The sequence below is a fragment of the Paenibacillus sp. NPDC057886 genome, from assembly GCF_042796655.1.
Taxonomy (GTDB): Bacteria; Bacillota; Bacilli; order Paenibacillales; family Paenibacillaceae; genus Paenibacillus.
Genome location: NZ_JBHVMZ010000001.1, coordinates 412,487 through 432,320 on the forward strand (window position 1 = coordinate 412,487; position 19,834 = coordinate 432,320).

A 19,834-nucleotide genomic window follows, 5' to 3' on the forward strand; every position below is an offset into this window, starting at 1 on the left:
TAGTTCGTTTGAGTGAAGATCTGAAGCAGTTACAACACAAACTTCAAATCAAATTTGACAACAGGCAGCTTTTAAAACAAGCGTTTACCCATGCTTCTTATGTAAACGAACACCGGTTCAGTCAGCATCAGGATAACGAGCGTCTGGAGTTTTTGGGCGATGCGGTACTGGAACTGACTGTGTCGGAATACTTGTATCACTTGTTTCCTAACCGGCCGGAAGGTGAGTTAACTAAACTGCGGGCATCCATTGTCTGCGAGCCTTCCCTCGTCAAATTTGCTGAAGCGTTGGGTTTTGGGCAGTATGTACTTCTTGGTAAAGGTGAGGAACTGACGGGAGGACGAACTAGACCGGCTTTGCTAGCGGATGTGTTTGAATCTTTTATCGGTGCATTATATCTGGATCAGGGGTTAGCGCCTGTCCGGACATTTCTGGATCAGCATGTATTCCCGTTGATCGTTCTGGGCAGCAAGTTGCAGATGAGCGATTACAAAACGGAATTGCAGGAACTCACTCAGCATCACAATATGGGAGCTTTGGAATACCGTATTGTTGAGGAACGGGGCCCTGCCCATGAACGGGAGTTTGTCTCCGAGGTCCATATGGGTCAAGAACGGCTTGGCAGAGGTACAGGACGTTCCAAAAAGGAAGCCGAACAACAGGCTGCATCCGCAGCACTGGATCGACTGAAGCTTCCGGAAGCCTGAGCTTTACCGTAAGCGCATAGACAAACGAAGAGCAAAGAGCAGCCCGCGGGTCCGCCTGGCGGAATTTATCGGCCGGACTGCTTTTTGCTCTTTTTTTTGTAAGGAAGACTAGGGGGAGGTTGCCTGATCTTAACTAAATAAGTTGAACCTTAATTTTACACAAAACGAAGAGTGCAGAACCAATCTGAAGAAGCGGAGCTAAAAGCTTTCTGCAAGAAAGCTACATCGGAAGCATACGCTTCGCCTTTATCACCGGATTTTTCCCTTGGACCAATGGAATAAAGAAAATCTGGGGATAAGAGCGATCGAAAGATGGTACTGCAATCGGAGTGACCAGGTGTAACATTTCTAGCTCAACTTATATAGGCGCTGAATGCAACATTTGAAATTTGCAAGAGGAGGTGACGGGAAACCCTATGTTTTTGAAACGGATTGAACTGGGTGGATTCAAGTCATTCGCCGACAAAACGGAAATGGAATTCGTTCGTGGCATAACCGCTGTTGTGGGCCCGAACGGAAGTGGGAAAAGTAACATTTCAGACGGCATACGCTGGGTTCTTGGGGAACAAAGCGCCAAATCACTGCGTGGTGGCAAGATGGAAGATATCATTTTTGCCGGCAGTGATGCACGGAAGGCTGTTAATTATGGTGAAGTTTCGTTGACGCTGGATAACGAAGATCATGCGCTTGCTTTGGATTTTGGTGAAGTAACGGTAACGCGTCGTGTACATCGCAGCGGAGACAGTGAATATTTTATCAACAAGCAGTCGTGTCGGTTGAAGGATATTACGGAATTGTTTATGGATACCGGGATCGGCAAGGAAGCTTACTCGATTATTGGACAGGGGCGAATCGAAGAGATTCTGAGTACCCGTTCAGAGGATCGTAGGGGGATCTTTGAAGAGGCATCAGGTATTGTTAAATATAAATCTCGCAAACGGGATGCTACTCGCAAACTGGATGAGACGGAACAGAATTTATTGCGTATTCATGATCTGGTCACCGAGCTGGAAGACCAGATTGGTCCGTTAAAGGAACAATCGGAGAAAGCAATCCATTACAAGGAATTACGTGGACAGCTAAAATCACAGGAAATCTCCATGTATGTGTATCAGATCGAACAAATTCACGCTTCCTGGAGCAAAGCAAACCAACGACTTGAATCGTTGAAACAGGAAGAAGTCGGATTGGCGGCCATCGTCTCCACTCATGATGCCAAGCTGGAAAGTGACCGGAATGCACTGCGTACGCTGGAAACGGAGACGGAACAGCTGCAATCGGCCTTATTGCAATTCAGTGAAGCAACGGAGAAAAGTGAAGGGCTCGGGGAACTGCTCAAGGAGCGTTCACGTCATCTGCAGACAAACCAGGAACAGCTTAAAGTGACGCTTGCAGCGAGTGAAGAGAGACATCGGGAGCGTGAAGCCGAGTTACTTGCACTACGCGAAAAGTTTGCCAAACTTGAGCTTGAACTGGGTGACGTGAAAAACCGCCTGTCCGAAGAAGAGGCCAAACTCATCGGTGTCACTGGTGGCATTAGCCAACAGCAGGAGGAGAGCCTTAAGGGAAACTTGCTGGAACTGATGAATCAGATGGCTCAGACACGAAATGAAATTCGTTATGCGGACCAACAGAAAGAAACGCTGGAACGGCGAATGAACCGCGCGACTGAGGAATCCGGCAAGTGGGAAGGCCAGAAGGAAACGCTGGAAGCCCGCAAAACGGAGATTGAGAAAAAAGTCGTTCGCTTGGGCAAGGAAATCAGTGATCTGCGCGGTGGTTATATTACGGAAAGTGAACGTCTCCAATCGTTGCAGAAGCTGCTCGAAGAAAGCCGGGGAACTGTCCGTAAATGGGAGCAGAAGCGTGAGGCTCAGGTCTCCCGTCGCGATACAATGAAAGAAATGCAGGATGATTTTGACGGTTTCATGCTGGGTGTCAAAGAAGTTCTTAAGGCATCACGTAAAGGTACACTGAACGGGGTTCATGGAGCCGTTGCAGAGCTCGTTAAAGTGCCTGAGAAGATCGAACTTGCGGTAGAGACAGCGATGGGCGCTTCCCTGCAGCATGTCGTTATGGAAAATGAATCTGTTTCCAGACAGGCGATCGCTTTTCTGAAACAACGTCAATTGGGAAGAGCTACGTTCCTCCCGCTGGATGTTATTCGTCCACGTACCATTGGTGCGGGTGAACGTTCGATGATCGAAGGCATGGATGGCTTTGTGGGAATTGGAGCGGATCTCGTACAATACGAATCCCGTTATGCTGCGATCATTGGAAGCTTGCTCGGTAATGTCATTATTGCGGAGAAGCTGGAGGATGCCAATAAGATCGCGGCTCGCTGCCAATATCGTTTCCGGGTGGTAACCCTGGAAGGCGATGTGGTTAACGCGGGTGGTTCGATGACTGGTGGTAGCCAACACAAGAAAAATGTAAGTCTGCTCAGCCGAAAACGGCAGCTGGATCAGTTGGATCAAGATATTTTGGATACGGAAAATCAGATCGTAAAACTGCATCGCAGTGTGGATGATGTAAAAACTCAACTGGAGCAGTGCCAGGACAAGCTGGACGAGCTGCGTCAGTCTGGAGACGACACCCGGAATGCAGAACAGCAGGCTTCAATGGAAATGAAGCAGGTTGAGCATGAGCTGCGTCACGTACTGGAACAGGTTGCCGTAGCCGGGCAGGAAAAGAGCGGGTTTACTGAAGAAATCAAAGAGATGGATGCAGCCCGCGATGTCGCTGTGAAGAAGCTGGAGCAGCTTGAGGAAGAAGAGAAGGCGACGCATCGCGCCATTCATGCCGCAGAATTTGCACGTAAAGCGAATGAATCCGCGAAGGAGGAATTGCAGACCCAGCTTACCGAACTGAAAGTGCGAGAGGGGAAACTGGATCAGGAACGATTCTCCAACGAGGAGCAATTGCGGCGTCTGGAGCGCGAAGTGGATTCACTGGTCAAGGATCTTCGTCAAAATCGCACGTTGCTTGCCTCCATGGAAGCCGATCTGAAGAAAACAGAGACTGAGAGTGTTAAACAAATTGAAGATCTTAACCAATACAAGCTGAAAAAAGCGGAATCTGCACAGGAGCTGGACTTCAAGCGTGCTGCCCGAAGCGAGCTGTCGAAGAAGCTTGAACTTGCCGAGAGCGAAACGAAGGAACAGCGCACACAGCTGAAAGCTGTGGAGGAACAGATGCGACAAACGGAAATATCCGTGAACAGACTTGATGTTGAGTTGGAAAACATTTTGCGCAAACTGATGGATGAGTATGAGCTCGGCTATGAACTTGCCAAAGAGCGTTATCCAGTACCGGAAGATGTGGAGAGCACACAAGCTGAGGTTCAGAAACTGAAGCGCAGCATTGCAGCTCTCGGCGACGTTAATCTGGGAGCCATCGAGGAATTCCAGCGGGTTAACGAGCGATATGAGTTCCTCAGCACGCAGAAGAATGATCTGGTCGAAGCCAAAACAACGTTGTATCAGGTCATTCGAGAAATGGAAGACGAGATGGCCAAACGATTCAAGGCAACGTTTGATGCAATTCGCCGGGAGTTCGGTACCGTCTTCACCAAGTTGTTTGGCGGAGGACGCGCCGATCTTGTACTAATGGACCCTGAGCGCTTGCTCGATACGGGCATTGATATCGTCGCCCAGCCACCAGGCAAAAAGCTACAAAACCTGCAGCTCTTATCCGGTGGGGAACGAGCATTGACTGCGATGGCACTCTTATTCGCTATACTGCATGTTAAGCCTGTACCGTTCTGCGTACTGGATGAAGTGGAAGCAGCGCTGGATGAAGCCAACGTGGTCCGTTTTGCCCAATATTTGCGTGAGTTCTCGGAACAAACACAATTCATCGTTGTGACACATCGCAAAGGCACAATGGAAGAAGCGGATGTGCTGTATGGCGTCACGATGGAAGAGGGCGGAGTATCCAAGCTCGTTTCGGTTAAACTGGAAGATGAGGAAGCTGTTATTGCCTAATCTTTGAGTTGGTTGTCACGCATGAACTCATCTAATATCATTTAAACCAAGAAATGTACACGATGGAGGGGCTTTATGAGTTTTTTTAAAAAGCTGAGAGACAGCATTGCAAGCAAAACGGAGTCGGTCACCAAACAGTTCAAGGACGGGTTGGAAAAGACACGTAAAGGCCTTGTGGAGAAAGTGTCGGATCTCGTTATCCGTCGCAAAAAAATCGACGAGGAATTCTATGAAGAATTGGAAGAGATTCTGATTGGAGCCGACGTAGGTGTCAATACGGTCATGAAACTGATCGAAGATCTGCGTGATGAAGTTAAAAAACGCAAAATTGAGGATGCAGCCGAACTACAGCCTGTATTGTCCGAAAAACTGACGGATTTGCTTCGTGGCGAGCAGAACAATGAACTGAAAATGAATCCGGATGGGATTACGGTCATTTTGTTTGTCGGTGTTAATGGTGTTGGTAAAACAACAACGATTGGCAAGCTGGCCCATCGCTTCAAACAGCAGGGCAAAAAGGTCATCATGGCAGCAGGCGATACGTTCCGTGCCGGAGCGATCGAGCAACTCGAAGTATGGGGACAACGTGCTGGTGTGGAAGTCATTAAGCAACAATCAGGTTCTGACCCTGCCGCTGTAATGTATGATGCTGTACAGGCTGCGAAGCAACGGGGTGCTGATGTGTTGCTCTGTGATACAGCGGGTCGTTTGCAGAATAAATCCAATCTGATGGATGAACTCAACAAAATCTATCGTGTCATTCAACGTGAAATTCCGGAAGCACCTCATGAAGTATTAATGGTGCTGGATGCAACTACAGGTCAGAATGCATTGAATCAGGCCAAACTCTTCGGAGAGAAGAGCGGGGTAACTGGACTAGTACTGACGAAGCTGGATGGTACCGCCAAAGGTGGTATTGTTGTTGCGATTCGTCAGGAGTTGGATCTGCCTGTGAAGCTGGTCGGACTTGGTGAGAAAATTGATGATTTGCAGCCATTCGACTCGGAGCAATTCGTGCATGCGTTGTTTGCAGGATTGATTCAAGAGCAACCGGCTCAGGGCGCAGAAGAAGAGGAAGCAAATTCTTAGAACTTTTCATATGATTGACCCTATTGCCGTTGATAAGCGTGTGTTCCGCATGTAAAGTCACCGGCAATAGGTGTATAATGGGATGAATCAGGCAATTTAATCGGGTTAGAAAGGACGGTTGTTATGGCCAATACCTATACCTATTCCCGCCGTGAGGAAGTCGCCAATGCGGTGACTCATGGAATCGGCGCTGCGCTCAGTGTAGCTGCACTGGTGCTGTTGATTGTATTTTCCAGTATGAAAGGCACGGTCTGGCATGTGGTCAGTTTCACGATCTACGGGATCACGATGCTGTTGCTCTATACGAATTCAACGATGGTCCATGCACTCAAAGAGGGCAAGGCCAAAGATCTGTTTGAGTTTTTTGATCATTCTTCAATTTATCTGTTTATTGCAGGGACGTACACGCCGTTTTTATTTGTCGCGGTGAAGGGAACGCTTGGCTGGAGTCTGTTTGGAGTAATCTGGGGCATAGCGTTGGCCGGGGTTATCTTTAAAGCCTTCTTCACCAAAAAGTTTCTGTTCATGTCCACGATTTTCTATATTGCGATGGGTTGGCTCATCGTCATTGCCTGGCAACCACTTGTGGCTGCTATTCCTACAGGTGGAATCGTGCTGCTGGTCACTGGAGGACTGATGTATACGCTAGGTACGCTATTTTATGTGTGGCGTGGTTTTCCGTATCATCATGCGATCTGGCATCTGTTTGTACTCGCAGGCAGTATCCTTCATTTCTTTGCGGTATTAGTGTACCTGACGCCTCTTCGCTAGGAAGCAGTAGATAGCGTTAAAACGAATCGGCTCCGTCTGTGGAGACGCATTCGTTTTTTGTTCTATATAAAGGACTAAGAAGGCTGTATTCTGCTGTAGAGGAATGGCTAAGATCAACCGTGTGGGCTAGAAATATGATCGCAAAATGGACGTTTTTATTGTGACAAGTATTTTTGCTTGACAACCTGATTTGTTTTAGGTATTATTAGGAACGTTGCAAGAGTGTAAAGTGTTTTTCCTTGACGAAGGGAGTGCCCCGTTATGAGTCAAGAAAACCGGCTTGAGAAGACAAACCGGATTAACTTGCTGTTTGCTTTCTATGAACGGTTGCTTACCGAGAAACAGCAGACTTTTCTAAAATATTACTTTCATGATGATTTCTCCCTGGGCGAGATTGCAGCCGAGTTCGAGATCAGCCGCCAGGCGGTATACGAGCATATCAAGCGTGCCGAACAAGTGCTGGAAAATTACGAAAGCAAGCTTGGCTTGCTGGAGAAGCACGAACGGCGCAACCGTAATCTTGAAGATTTGCAAAATGCATTGGAGCGCGCAGGCGTTTCCATTGATAACAACCAACAAATAAACGATATTATTCATCAGCTCAGAGAATAGTTTGTAAGAGTTGAACGAAACGTATCGGTCCTGAAAACAGTATTACAGCTTAAGGAGGTGGGATCATGGCATTTGAAGGATTAACGACCCGATTGCAGAATGTGTTCAGCAAGCTGCGCGGCAAAGGCAAGGTGTCTGATGAAGATGTTGCCGAAGCTATGCGCGAGGTACGTCTGGCATTGCTCGAAGCGGATGTAAACTTCAAAGTGGTCAAGGAATTCATCGCCAAGGTGAAAGAGAAGGCTGTTGGCAAAGAAGTGATGGAGAGCTTCACGCCCGGAATGGTCATTATCGACATCGTAAACAAGGAACTGACGGATTTGATGGGTGGAAGCCAGTCGAAGCTGGCCAAAGCCAACAAACCGCCCACGGTACTGATGATGGTTGGTTTACAGGGTGCGGGTAAAACGACCACATCCGGTAAACTGGCTAAGATGCTGCAAAAGCAAAATAGCAGACCGTTACTTGTTGCAGGAGATATTTATCGTCCAGCAGCAATCAAGCAGTTGCAAGTGCTCGGCGAGCAGATCAAAGCGCCAGTATTTACACTGGGAGATCAGACAAGCCCTGTAGAGATCGCACGTCAGGGTCTACAGCACGCCAAGGATAACGGTAATGACTACGTCATTATCGATACGGCTGGGCGCCTGCATGTTGATGAAGAACTGATGGAAGAACTTCGTCAGATTCACAGCGTAGTGAACCCGGATGAAGTATTGCTTGTCGTAGACAGCATGACAGGTCAGGATGCAGTTAATGTGGCAGAACACTTTAACCAGCAGCTTGATCTGACCGGAGTGGTTCTGACTAAGCTTGATGGAGATACTCGTGGTGGTGCCGCGCTTTCTGTTAAAGCAGTCACCGGTTGTCCGATCAAGTTTGCTTCCCTTGGAGAGAAACTGGACGCACTTGAGCCCTTCCATCCAGAGCGTATGGCATCACGTATTCTTGGTATGGGTGACATGCTCTCTCTGATTGAGAAGGCTCAGTCCAACATTGATACCGAAAAAGCCAAGGAAATGGAACGGAAGATGCGCAATGCAGAATTCACGTTCGAAGATTTCCTGGAGCAAATGGATCAAGTGAAAAAGCTGGGGCCAATCGATCAGATCATGGATATGATTCCTGGTATGGGCAAGATGAAACAAGCCAAAGACCTGAAGGTTGATGATAAACAGATGGGCCGGATCGAAGCGATCGTGTACTCCATGACGACCGAAGAGAAACGTAACCCGGATATGATCAATCATAGCCGCCGGAAGCGGATTGCTACAGGTAGTGGAACATCCCTGGCCGAAGTAAATCGTCTGATCAAACAGTTTGATGAGATGCGCCGCATGATGAAACAGTTCTCGGATATGATGGGACCTAAAGGCGGCAAAAATAAAGCGATGAAGCAGCTTAAGGGTCTGGGCAAAGGAATGAAGTTTCCTTTCCGTTGATTCCAATGCAGCTGAACGATATACAGATTTCATTGAAGGAGGTGAATTTTCAAATGGCAGTTCGTATTCGTCTGAAACGTATGGGTGCTCACAAAGCTCCTTTCTACCGCGTAGTGGTATCGGATTCCCGTTCCCCACGTGACGGTCGTTTTATCGAGGAGATCGGTTACTACAACCCGGTTGAACAACCGGCTGTTGTTAAGATCGATGAAGATAAAGCATTGCAATGGCTTCAAAACGGTGCGCAAGCATCCGACACTGTCCGCAACTTGCTGAGCAAAGCGGGCGTGATGAAGAAGTTCCACGAGTCTAAATTGACTAAATAAAGTGCTGATTCGGAGGGTCATCTATGGAAGAATTAGTAAGCATAATTGCTAAGGCTTTGGTCGATCATCCGGAAGATGTGGCGGTTCGGACGGTTGAGAAAGATCGGCTTGTCGTATATGAGTTAACCGTTCATCCTGACGATGTTGGGAAAGTAATTGGTAAACAGGGACGAATCGCAAAGTCTCTTCGTACGGTCGTCACATCAGCAGCAGTTAAGATGGATAAACGGGTAACCGTCGATATCATATCTTAAAGATATACGAAAGGGGGTTAGGATGCATGTCCTAGCCCCTTTTCGTGCATGCTGAAACTTAAATAATAGGATTGAAATAGCCCGTCAAGTATGATTATCTGCGGAAGTAGTGAGGGTACGGAATCGATTCTGAAGAAGCGTTAGGATAACAGCGATCCGAAGAACGATCCGTAACCGGAACGGTCGCAGGGAGATCGTCACATATGAGTACCAATATGAATGGATTGCAGGAGGAACTTATGGCAGAATTTATGAATGTAGGTAAGATCGTCAATACGCACGGCATTCGTGGTGAGTTGAGAATCATGCCTTTAACCGATTTTCCGGAAGTGCGGTTTGCTAAAAATGCGGAACTGTTTCTTTTTACACCGGATAATCATCCCGTATTAGTTAATGTGGAATCTGCGCGTTTGCATAAAAATATGTACATTCTTAATCTGAAAGAATACGGAAATATCAATGAAGTCGAAAAGTTTAAGGGTGGCATGGCCAAAGTGTTGAAAGAAAACTTGGCTGAACTGGAAGAGAATGAATACTACTTCCACCAAATTGTTGGATGTTCGGTCATTACTGATGAAGGTGAAACACTTGGAACCATCTCTGAGATTTTGACTCCTGGAGCGAATGATGTATGGGTTGTCAAAACACAGGCAGGCAAAGAAATTCTGCTTCCGGTCATCGATGATGTTGTTCTTGACGTAGACGTTGATCAGCAGCAGGTCAAGGTTCACCTGATGGAAGGACTGCTGTAACATGAAAGTGGATGTATTAACCCTATTCCCGGAAATGTTTGACGGCGTATTCGGAACCAGCATTTTGGGTAAAGCCCAAACCAAGGGGCTTGTATCCCTGGGGGCAACAAACTTTCGGAATTTTGCGACCAATAAACATAATACTGTCGACGATGCACCTTACGGTGGAGGTGGGGGTATGGTATTAAAGCCAGATCCAATCTTTGCTGCTGTCGAGGATGTATTAGAGCAGCGAGGCGAAGCTGCGGCAACGATGAAACCGCCACGTATTATTCTGATGTGTCCGCAAGGTGAGACATTCACACAGAAAAAAGCAGAGGAACTTGTACAGGAAGATCATCTGATTTTTATTTGCGGACATTATGAAGGCTATGATGAGCGTATCCGTGAATTTCTCGTGACAGACGAATTGTCAATTGGTGATTACGTGCTAACGGGTGGCGAGCTGCCTGCTATGGTGGCGATTGACAGTATTGTACGCCTTATTCCGGGTGTACTGGGTAATGAGACAAGTGCTGTAACGGATTCATTCAGTACCGGATTGCTCGAATACCCGCACTATACACGTCCTCCGGAATTCAGAGGTATGAAGGTACCGGATATGCTGTTATCTGGACATCACCTGAATATTGAGGCGTGGCGCAGGGAGCAGTCCTTGCTTCGCACGCTGGAACGTAGACCGGATATGTTGGAGACGGCGGACTTGACGGATAAAGAACGGGTTTGGTTAAATCAGCTTCGTTCCGATCGTGAAAAGAATACAGAGTAATTTGATGAAGTCTCGTTTGAGCACGTAAAATAATCTCATTCGAAAGCTTGAAAGACCAGCCTTGTGATATAAAGGTTGGTCTTTTTTATATTGAACATTTTTGCCGCTTTGAACATTTTTGAATGTTCCGAAATAGGGTTGTATATACTGGGAAATTTCTTTATGGTGATTTCAGCTAGACACGTATGAAGACGACATGCTGAGGAGGAAGAGGATGAATCATCAGCCTTATGAAATTGGTAGAGTGAATATTAGCGAAGCTGGAGAGCGCTGCAAGATGCTTTTGGGGGATCTGAATGGAGATGGCAGGCTTGAGATGCTGTTGGTGCAGGCAGATGGAGGCATAGATGATCGTTATGTTCCGCATCAGGTATGCTGTTTGTCGGCATATGATCTGGATGGAACATTAATGTGGCAGGTCGGAACACCCGCTCCGGATGCAGGAGGTCCAGGATCAGACTATCCCGCTCAGATTGTTGATTGGGATGGGGACGGAAATAATGAAGTGCTGTGTGTAATGAACAAGCAATTTCTTATTCTGGACGGAAGAACCGGGGAGATAAAGAAACGTCATGATTTGCCTGGAGAGCAAGCGCATGACTGTATTATTCTTGCAAACCTGACTGGGGACCAACGCAGAATGGATATCCTACTGAAGGATCGGTATAAGACGCTCTGGGCTTTAGACCATGATTTCAATTTGTTGTGGAAGCATGCAGGTAATGTAGGTCATTTTCCATGGGTATACGATATCGATGGGGATGGCAAGGATGAAGTGATGGCCGGGTATGACATGTTGGATCATGATGGAACATTATTATGGTCCTGTCAGAATCTTGATGATCACGCAGACTGTATATGGTTTGGTGATGTGGACGAGGACGGCGAGGTTGAAATTGTTATCGGTGGCAGTGTCACGGTGATGATGGATCGGTACGGTAATGAAAAATGGCGTTATGAGGATTCGATTGAATCGCAGCATATTGCATTGGGAAAATTTTGTGGAGAAAAGCAAGGATTACAGATTGCAGGCCTGGATCGGATTATTCGTGGAGATGAGAATGGCAAGGATGGAATGTTTATGCTGGATAGCGAAGGAAAAGAACTATGGAAAGAAGATCGTAAAACTCGTGGGTGGTTAACCATTATTGAGCCTGTACGCAACTGGGATGACAGCGGGCTTGACTATATTCTGGCTTATCGCCGAGGTGGGGGTGTCCTGCCGTCTTTAGTTAATGGTTATATGCAAACGGTTGCAGAGTTTGAAAAAGAGGGTTATGCCGTACATGCAGACTTGTGTCAGAGCGGCAGGGAACAGGTCATCATCTATGATGCACATGAGGCCGTGATCTATTCCAGCTCATTGCTGGATGTAACCACTCCAATCTCATTGGACATAAAAAGAGCCCAGCTTCAGCCAAAAAGACTGTATAGCTCGACTCTTTATCCAGGCGGGGAAGTTTCAATTTAACTTAATGACTGATCTCTACGACAGGAAGGATTTCCTGTTGGTCTGATTCAGGATGGAGCAATGCAGCCAAATCGGTGCCTGTCGTAACCGTTAATCGTGGAAGCTTCATAGGATTATCCCCAGGTCGAACAAACCCTGAACGTACGGAAAAGGCCATGCGATACCCATTTTGCTGCAGCTGATAGATCATCTGCGTGCTGGTATAGCCGAAAGGGTAGGCAAGATACGGTGTATCAATACCGGTTTCTTTCATTAGCTTGACGTCATCATTCAGCAGACTTGTGTCGAGTCCGACGGGCACGTTGTCGCCGCAACGCATATAACCCTTGTGATGCAGATTATAGGTATGGCTGTTGAACTCAAAAACGTCCTTAGCAGCCTGCATCTCTTGTTTGGAGATGAACGTTTTTTTGGCTGGATCAAAAGCCGAAGGCTGATCCTGAATTTTGCTGCCGATTACAAACAGGGAAGCATGGAAATTATATTTTTTGAGCACAGGGTAGGCTAAAGTATAATTGTTCTGATACCCATCATCAAAGGTGATGACAATAGACTTTTGGGGCAGGGAAATCTGTCCATTCACATATTGCTCAAGCTGCTCCAGTGTAATTGTGTTGTAGCCTTCTTCATGCAGATATTTCATGTTTTCTTCGAAGTCTTCCAGATTAATGATCGATTTGTTATTTGTTTCATGATTGTTGATTTTGGGCTGTATGTAATGATACATCAGTACAGGTACTTCAGTAGCCGAACCTTGTGCGATGTGAAAGGTAGCCAGATCAAGTGCAGGTTTGCTGGAATAATCGGAGTGAGACATTAGAAATGCCTTACGTTTTACCATATCCCAGGACGTGCATGCTTTGTGAGACATTGCATTGGTAGGATGAGTTACCGCATACGCATACATTGTAATGGTACAAGTGAGTACAGCGAGTGCAGCAAGAGCGATTTTTTTTAAGTGTTTCATAAGTCGATGGTTCTCCTTTTACTATTTCATTTCTTCGTGGAATTACATTTTAGATGCATGCATCAGCACGTAATCCAACAAGCTATATCATAGACGATCTTTCTTGACAGAAAGTTACAGTATTTTTTCCGTCTAATACTTGACTTATTCAAGAATACTAATTATGACAATCCATAGGGGTGGAGCTTCTATGTGCATAAAGGAATCGTGCAGAAAAGCGGATGGATAGGTGTATTTTAATGTAATTGTAATGTGACTATAATAGAATTCAGTGACGTGATGAACACGATAGTTATAGCGGATAAAGACTAATTGGAGTAAAGGGAATTAAAGAGGATTGAAGAACTATTGGAGTTCCGTCAGCAATTTGTTTATTTTTCCTTGTGTTTTGTTATGGTGCGTGATACAATAAGTCTGTTATGTGGAATACGGCGGTCCTCTATGGATAATGAAGGAGACAAGGTGTTCTCTGGAAGAAGTATGAACGCCTGTACGGAAGGAGGGAGTCATAGATGAATATCGTTCAAGCGATTACACAAGAACAACTTCGTAAAGATATTCCGAGTTTTCGTCCTGGTGACACTTTGAAAGTGCACGTTAAGGTAATCGAGGGAACTCGTGAGCGTATCCAATTGTTCGAAGGTGTTGTGATTAAACGCCGTGGTGGTGGAATCAGTGAGACTTTTACAGTTCGTAAAATTTCTTACGGTGTAGGTGTGGAAAGAGCTTTCCCGCTTCATTCCCCTAAAATCGATAGAATCGAAGTGGCTCGCCGTGGTAAAGTGCGTCGTGCGAAGCTTTATTATCTTCGTGAACTACGCGGTAAAGCAGCGAGAATTAAAGAAATTCGTTAATATAACGGATACCGGGGAGGGCTTGGAGACAAGCCCTTTTCGTTTTTGTCCGGGAAAAGTTGAACCGGAGGTGCACTTCCGAGTAAAATGGTATGGCGGCACACGCGCGAATAGTCCGGGAGGCTTGTGAAATCAGTTATTGAAGGACATTTGAATTGTGGATTAAATGTACTGGTAATGCTTGCGTGTAAGATTACATAACTGATGATGTGTAAAAACTGCTATAACATGTACTGTGAAGAGAGGAAGATCATTAATGGAACAGGAAGTTCAACAGGACCAGGGCAATGCTGCCGAAGAGAAAGGCAGTCGATCCAAAAAAGCCAAAAATGAAATTTTCGAATGGCTCAAAGCCATCGTGATCGCACTAGTACTTGTCATTTTGATTCGGTGGTTGCTGTTCAAACCGTTTGTTGTGGACGGTCCTTCCATGCAGCCGAATTTTCATACAGGTGAACGTGTGATCGTCAATGAAATTTTATATGATATCAGGGAACCACAGCGCGGAGAAGTTATCGTATTCCACGTTCCATCCGAAGGCCGTGATTTCATTAAACGTGTCATTGCTGTTGCTGGTGATACCGTTGAGGTTCAGGATGATACGGTTCTCGTCAATGGTAAAAAAGTCGATGAGACTTACATTCAGGGAGCAATCGATGCTGCTGAAGCGAACGGTGGAACCTATAACGTGAAGGACTTCCCTAATGAGCAATTTCCGGATGGGAAAGTACCTGAAGGTCATGTTTTTGTAATGGGGGATAACCGTCCGAACAGTACGGATAGCCGGATGATCGGTTATGTGTCACTGACGGATATTGTAGGTCGTGCAGATGTGATTTTCTGGCCGATCGGCGATATCAAGTGGATTAACCATTAATATGAATGCAGGATATATAAGCAAAATATAAAATATACACTAAAACGTAGAGGGCAGAACGAATCTGGGGATAATAGAGATCGGAAGATTGTTTTGCCAGCGAAGTGATGCGGTGTGGAGGTTATAGATAAAGCTTGTATATCAACAAATAATGAGGTGAAGACAAGGTGACGATTCAATGGTTTCCAGGTCATATGACCCGAGCCAGACGCCAGATTCAGGATAAGTTAAAGCTGATTGACGTGGTCATCGAACTGCTGGATGCCCGTCTGCCTGTCTCCAGCCGCAACCCGATGATTGACGAGATTTTACAAGGCAAACCCCGGATGATTTTGTTGAATAAGTCCGACTTGGCGGATGCGAAAGTGACGCAAGAATGGATTGAATATTTCAAAAAAGAGGGAATCACTGCTTTTCCTGTAGATGCTTCAACAGGTACCAATGTGAAAGAGATCCCAACACAAGCGAAGCTTCTCCTAAAAGAAAAAATTGACCGTCAAATAGCTAAAGGGATTAACCCTCGAGCTGTTCGTGGACTGATTGTTGGTATTCCAAACGTGGGTAAATCCACGCTAATTAACCGACTGGCTGGACGGAACATTGCGGCGACGGGGGATCGTCCTGGTGTGACGAAGGGACAACAGTGGATCAAAGTGGGTAAAGAAATGGAACTGCTGGATACCCCGGGTATTCTTTGGCCGAAGTTTGAAGATCAAAACGTGGGTTATCGTCTTGCGGTAACAGGTGCAATTAAGGAAGAGATTCTGAATGCAGAAGACATCGCCTTTTTTGGCATCAGTTATCTGATGCGTTATTACTGGGATTCTCTTGAAGAACGATATGGACTTCAGGAGTTCTCCAAGGATGCGGATGATTCTGACAGCGTTGTTGCGATCATGGAGCAGGTTGGTCGTATACGTGGTTGTGTGGTAAGTGGTGGGCGTATCGATTTGGAAAAGGCATCGCGAGCATTTCTGCGTGAACTGCGTGCAGGCAAAATGGGACGTTTCTCTATGGAAGCTCCTTATTAAATAAGAAACAACTGCCGAAAGAAGCGGCCGTTACCGGATTACCGGGAGCGGTCGCTTTTTGTCATACTGGAATTTAAAATAGAGCCGCTTTAATTGATCTGGAAGGCGATTCTAGAAAATTGAACTTTATGGGATTGTATTGAACGTATATCTGGGTCTCTTAAATCATGCTATGATGAGTGATGAAGATTTAGCCTGCTCAATGCTGAATATCTTCAATTTAAGTCATCAGATACCGATAAAATAATAACTCACCATCGTATGATCGTATATGCTTCTCAGAAGTTTATTTCGTGTTTAATTGGATCTGATAGAACAAAAATCGGAAATCTACGTCTATATATTAAAAATGATATAAAAGAGATGTTTCAAGCAAGAGTGGTCAGAGGAGATGACACCGTAATGAATGAAATGAATGATTTAACTGAAATGACGCAACTGGATGCCCTGCTTGAACCGAAAAAGAAGAAAAAAGAATGGGTGGAGCCTAAGGATCTGCTGATCTATGAGCGTGAATATTGGGAAAGCGGATTTGAACGTATTGCTGGAATTGATGAAGTGGGACGGGGTTGTTTGTTTGGAGATGTAGTAGCGGCAGCCGTTATTTTGCCTCGTGATCTGATTCTGGAAGGGGTTAATGATTCCAAGAAATTAACGGAGAAGAAGCGTGACGCATTATATGACATTATTATGGAAAAGGCGTTGTCAGTGGGGATCGGTTATGCGGATGCGGAAACGATTGATCAACTGAATATTAAGCAGGCTGCAAGGCTTGCCATGAAACGTGCGGTAGAAGCGCTTGAGGGCGTGCCGGACTACCTGTTGGTGGATGCCGAAAAGGTAGATGTGAATATACCACAGTTGTCCATTATTAAAGGTGATGCCAACAGTCAATCCATTGCGGCAGCATCCATTATTGCGAAGGTTACCCGGGATAGGCTTTGCAAGGAGGATTGGGATACGTTATATCCGGAATATGGTTTATCGATACATAAGGGATATGCAACGAAATTTCATCGTGAACAAATTATGGCTCTTGGTGCTACACCCATGCATCGTCGCAGTTTTCTCGGCAATCTGCTCGGAGAACAGCACACTTTATTTTAATTAAACCATACATGGAGGGAGGGTGAAGAGCATGAATATAAGTTCCGTGATTCGTGGATTGCTGGGGGATAGTAAACCGGGAAATGCCAAGCCACTGGAGTTAAAAGAAGGTCAGGTTGTACGGGGTTCTGTGGTTAGTGTATCCGATGATGGAGCAGATGCGGTTCTTCAGATTCAGGGTGTACAGGTGCGTGCAAAACTGGAAACCCCACTTCGGCCAGGTGAAACAACTTTGCTTCAGGTCCAGCCTCCAGGTGAAAATGGCGTAACGGTTATGAAACCACTGACGGGTACATTGGCAGAGCTGCCACAGGCGTCTTTGAACAATTTGCTTCAGGAGGTAGGTCTGCCGGATACGAAGGGGAATCGGGATCTGCTGTTAGCCATGCAGCGAAGCGGATTACCTTTAACCAAGGATAATGTAACCATGGTTCAAAATATGATGACAGCCAAACCTGCACAGGTGCCTGTTGAAGAGTGGGTACAGGCGACAGGTATTGCTTTTCAGCGTGGTCTTCCGGTTACAGCGGAAACGGTAAAGGGCTTGCATCAAGCTGTATTTGGTCCGCCACTACATCAGTTGTTGAAGGGTTTGGCTGAACAGCTGGAGTCCATGTTGACCCAAACCGCGGGGAAAACGCTGCCGACTGGTGAACAGGCAACCACGGTGAAACCAGCCGTCATGGCTGGATTGCCGGTTTCGGTGACTGGAGAACAGACCGGAGTAAAGGTAGGTGCGTCAGGCGGTGGGAGAGTGACAGGAGGAACTTCTGGCTTGGCAGCAGGGCAACTCGTGCCTGGAGCGCCCGCAGGTGCTGCTCCAGTGGCTGATGGATCGGAGGATACTGCTGCTGGTGGTGCGGTGAAAGGCAATGGGCAGACTGGAGCAGGAAATGCCGAGACTGCTGGGCTTAAGAATGGGGCCAGCCATGTTGAAACTGCTGGCAAGCTGGGTACAGGTATTCCGGCAGGAACCGGAATACCTGGTGAGAGCCCGCGTACAGCTGACGCGGGCGTTGCTGGGAGCCGCCCAGGTACGACGGGGGCGGCCGTGGATGCTGCGGCTGGCCGAGTGATTGCGGGCCAGCCTGAGGGGGGCGTGGCCGGACGAACCGACGGCCGCGTTGAAACGCCTGCTGCTGCGGGGCCTACCGCTTCCGCAGCAGGGCAGGCGGCGCCAGCAGCTCCATCGGCAGCGCAGCTGGCGCCCAAGCTGCTGGCGCTGCTGGACGCGCTGCGCAGCGCGTCCACAGCCGCACCGGCACAGCCTGGTGCGGCGACACAGGCCGCCCCTGCATCGCAGGGCGGCCAGGCGGCTACGGCTGCCGGAGGCGTGCCGCAGCCTTTGCCAGCCGGCGCGGATGCGCTGCCGGCTGGCGGTAGTGCCGCAGCACCTGCGGGAGCTGCGGCGGCGCCTGTCACCCACGAGGGGGACCCGTGGGTGGGGCGTGTGTTGAAGCTGCTCGGTGCGGAGCACGAGCAGCAGGCAGTGCACGGCGCGGCTGCGCAGGCGCGCGTGGGAGATGTGGCGAGTCCGGGAACCGCGGACACGCTCAAGGGCTTGCTGCTGCAGCTGGCCAGCAGCGATGGTGCACCGGCGGCGCTCAAGGATGCCGCCGGACAGGCTGTGCAATTTCTGACAGGTCAGCAGTTATTGCTGACAACGGATCGCAGTGCTACTTTTGCCCAGATGCACTGGTTTATCCCCATTACCGGACCTGACGGAGAAGAGACGGCGTCCGTTCAGATTCAATCACGCCGGGGGCAACGTGGTGAATTGGATGCTTCCAACTGCCGCCTGTGGTTTGATCTGGATATGAAGAGTCTCGGCCCAACGTTGGTCGATGTGCATGTTGTCAATAATATCGTTAGTCTGCGTGTGCTGAATGACGGCGAAGGGATGGGACCGCTCCTGGAAAGTGGGCGCGAGGAGATCCATCGGGCGTTGGACAAGCTGGGCTATCAGTTGCTGACTTTTAAGGCGGAACCCTGGCCTGTTGGCCAGGAACCAGGTGCCGAACGGAAAATGACTGCCTCGGACTACAGTCCTGAACGATATAAAGGGGTGGACATGCGGGTATGAAAGAGGATTCGCAACCGGACCTGATATCCAAAAAGGCCGTTGCTTTAAAATATGTACCTGGTGAGAGCGAAGCGCCAGTGGTCGTAGCCAAAGGCCGTGGCAAAGTGGCAGAAGCCATTTTGGATAAAGCTAAAGAGAACGGTGTGCCCGTTCAGGAGGATGCTGCACTTGTCGAAGTGTTATCCAAGCTGGATTTGGATGAACAGATTCCGTCGGAGCTGTATCAACTGGTGGCTGAAGTGTTAACCTATATTTATCGTGCTGACCGTCTGGCTTCTGGACGAGAGGAAGAGGAACCATGGTAGAGCACAGATCAGAACAGGGTCCAGCTTCAAAACTGACACGTCAGCAAAAAGGACGATTGGGTGAAGAAGCTGCTTGCGACTGGCTTCGGGAGCATGATTATCGCATTTTGAAGCGTAACTGGCGCTGCCGAAGCGGTGAGATTGATATCGTTGCTTCTCTTGAAGGCATGATTATTTTTATTGAAGTCCGCAGTAGAAGTGGAACTGGGCAGTATGGAACACCCCAGGAGTCGGTAGATATCCGTAAAATGCAGCAGGTACGTGCAACCGCATCTGTATATTTGCAAATGACGGGAGAGACAAATCATCAAATCCGTTTTGATGTGATCGCAGTCATGCTGGATAAAGCAGGCGAAACCGTCTCGGTTGATCATATAATTAATGCATTTTGAGTTACTACTATATACGCGATTATTTTGATGTGTTAACCC

The 19,834-nt window shown here is 47.4% G+C and carries 19 protein-coding genes; 18 read left to right on the top strand and 1 reads right to left on the bottom strand.

Translation table 11 applies throughout. The features are described from left to right. Positions 1-8: 8 nt before the first annotated feature. The 11 genes from rnc (at position 9) to ACFVQB_RS01860 (ending at position 12,179) form a co-directional block, all read left to right on the top strand. A complete protein-coding gene (rnc, locus tag ACFVQB_RS01810) occupies positions 9-707 on the top strand; it encodes a ribonuclease III (protein WP_024630178.1) in 699 nt (232 codons plus the stop codon). Positions 708-1,123: 416 nt separating this feature from the next. Continuing rightward, positions 1,124-4,693, top strand: coding sequence for a chromosome segregation protein SMC (gene smc / locus ACFVQB_RS01815; RefSeq protein ID WP_379434728.1), 3,570 nt, complete (start codon positions 1,124-1,126; stop codon positions 4,691-4,693). Positions 4,694-4,768: 75 nt separating this feature from the next. Then, a complete protein-coding gene (ftsY, locus tag ACFVQB_RS01820) occupies positions 4,769-5,782 on the top strand; it encodes a signal recognition particle-docking protein FtsY (protein ID WP_379434729.1) in 1,014 nt (337 codons plus the stop codon). 123 nt (positions 5,783-5,905) lie between these two features. Next, the gene (gene trhA / locus ACFVQB_RS01825) at positions 5,906-6,553 is read left to right on the top strand and encodes a PAQR family membrane homeostasis protein TrhA (RefSeq protein WP_379434731.1); all 648 of its coding nucleotides are present in this window, start codon (positions 5,906-5,908) and stop codon (positions 6,551-6,553) included. Positions 6,554-6,814: 261 nt separating this feature from the next. Next, complete coding sequence (locus tag ACFVQB_RS01830) at positions 6,815-7,165, top strand: putative DNA-binding protein (protein WP_063564663.1); 351 nt, start codon at positions 6,815-6,817, stop codon at positions 7,163-7,165. A gap of 65 nt (positions 7,166-7,230) precedes the next feature. Then, the gene (gene ffh / locus ACFVQB_RS01835) at positions 7,231-8,607 is read left to right on the top strand and encodes a signal recognition particle protein (protein WP_024630183.1); all 1,377 of its coding nucleotides are present in this window, start codon (positions 7,231-7,233) and stop codon (positions 8,605-8,607) included. A 53-nt stretch (positions 8,608-8,660) separates the two neighbouring features. Further along, entirely contained in the window at positions 8,661-8,933 is a 273-nt protein-coding gene (rpsP, locus tag ACFVQB_RS01840) for a 30S ribosomal protein S16 (protein WP_024630184.1), read from the top strand. A gap of 23 nt (positions 8,934-8,956) precedes the next feature. Beyond that, a complete protein-coding gene (locus ACFVQB_RS01845; protein WP_024630185.1) occupies positions 8,957-9,187 on the top strand; it encodes a KH domain-containing protein in 231 nt (76 codons plus the stop codon). A 239-nt stretch (positions 9,188-9,426) separates the two neighbouring features. Further along, entirely contained in the window at positions 9,427-9,939 is a 513-nt protein-coding gene (gene rimM / locus ACFVQB_RS01850; protein WP_379436255.1) for a ribosome maturation factor RimM, read from the top strand. Position 9,940: 1 nt separating this feature from the next. Beyond that, positions 9,941-10,708 (top strand): tRNA (guanosine(37)-N1)-methyltransferase TrmD, encoded by a 768-nt coding sequence (trmD, locus tag ACFVQB_RS01855; protein WP_379434734.1) that lies wholly within the window; start codon positions 9,941-9,943, stop codon positions 10,706-10,708. Positions 10,709-10,922: 214 nt separating this feature from the next. Further along, positions 10,923-12,179, top strand: a complete 1,257-nt coding sequence (locus tag ACFVQB_RS01860; RefSeq protein WP_379434736.1) for a hypothetical protein — start codon at positions 10,923-10,925, stop codon at positions 12,177-12,179. A 1-nt stretch (position 12,180) separates the two neighbouring features. Here the strand turns inward: ACFVQB_RS01860 and ACFVQB_RS01865 are convergent, their stop codons facing one another. Further along, entirely contained in the window at positions 12,181-13,146 is a 966-nt protein-coding gene (locus ACFVQB_RS01865; protein ID WP_379434737.1) for a polysaccharide deacetylase family protein, read from the bottom strand. Positions 13,147-13,658: 512 nt separating this feature from the next. Between ACFVQB_RS01865 and rplS the strand changes: the two genes are divergently transcribed. From rplS to ACFVQB_RS01900, 7 genes are all read left to right on the top strand, one after another. Further along, positions 13,659-14,000 carry a 50S ribosomal protein L19 gene (gene rplS / locus ACFVQB_RS01870; protein ID WP_024630190.1) on the top strand — a complete coding sequence of 114 codons (342 nt, stop codon included), beginning with the start codon at positions 13,659-13,661 and terminating at the stop codon, positions 13,998-14,000. 256 nt (positions 14,001-14,256) lie between these two features. Beyond that, positions 14,257-14,877, top strand: coding sequence for a signal peptidase I (gene lepB / locus ACFVQB_RS01875; RefSeq protein ID WP_024630191.1), 621 nt, complete (start codon positions 14,257-14,259; stop codon positions 14,875-14,877). A gap of 167 nt (positions 14,878-15,044) precedes the next feature. Continuing rightward, positions 15,045-15,908 carry a ribosome biogenesis GTPase YlqF gene (gene ylqF, locus ACFVQB_RS01880; protein WP_379434739.1) on the top strand — a complete coding sequence of 288 codons (864 nt, stop codon included), beginning with the start codon at positions 15,045-15,047 and terminating at the stop codon, positions 15,906-15,908. Positions 15,909-16,337: 429 nt separating this feature from the next. Continuing rightward, the gene (locus ACFVQB_RS01885) at positions 16,338-17,015 is read left to right on the top strand and encodes a ribonuclease HII (protein WP_379436258.1); all 678 of its coding nucleotides are present in this window, start codon (positions 16,338-16,340) and stop codon (positions 17,013-17,015) included. Positions 17,016-17,046: 31 nt separating this feature from the next. Next, positions 17,047-19,098, top strand: a complete 2,052-nt coding sequence (locus tag ACFVQB_RS01890) for a DNA ligase (protein WP_379434741.1) — start codon at positions 17,047-17,049, stop codon at positions 19,096-19,098. After that, positions 19,095-19,403 carry an EscU/YscU/HrcU family type III secretion system export apparatus switch protein gene (locus tag ACFVQB_RS01895; RefSeq protein WP_379434742.1) on the top strand — a complete coding sequence of 103 codons (309 nt, stop codon included), beginning with the start codon at positions 19,095-19,097 and terminating at the stop codon, positions 19,401-19,403. The genes ACFVQB_RS01890 and ACFVQB_RS01895 overlap by 4 nt, the downstream gene beginning before the upstream one ends. After that, positions 19,397-19,795: a YraN family protein gene (locus ACFVQB_RS01900; RefSeq protein ID WP_379434743.1), complete on the top strand. Its 399-nt coding sequence runs from the start codon at positions 19,397-19,399 to the stop codon at positions 19,793-19,795. Before ACFVQB_RS01895 ends, ACFVQB_RS01900 begins: the two co-directional genes overlap by 7 nt. Positions 19,796-19,834 lie beyond the last annotated feature (39 nt).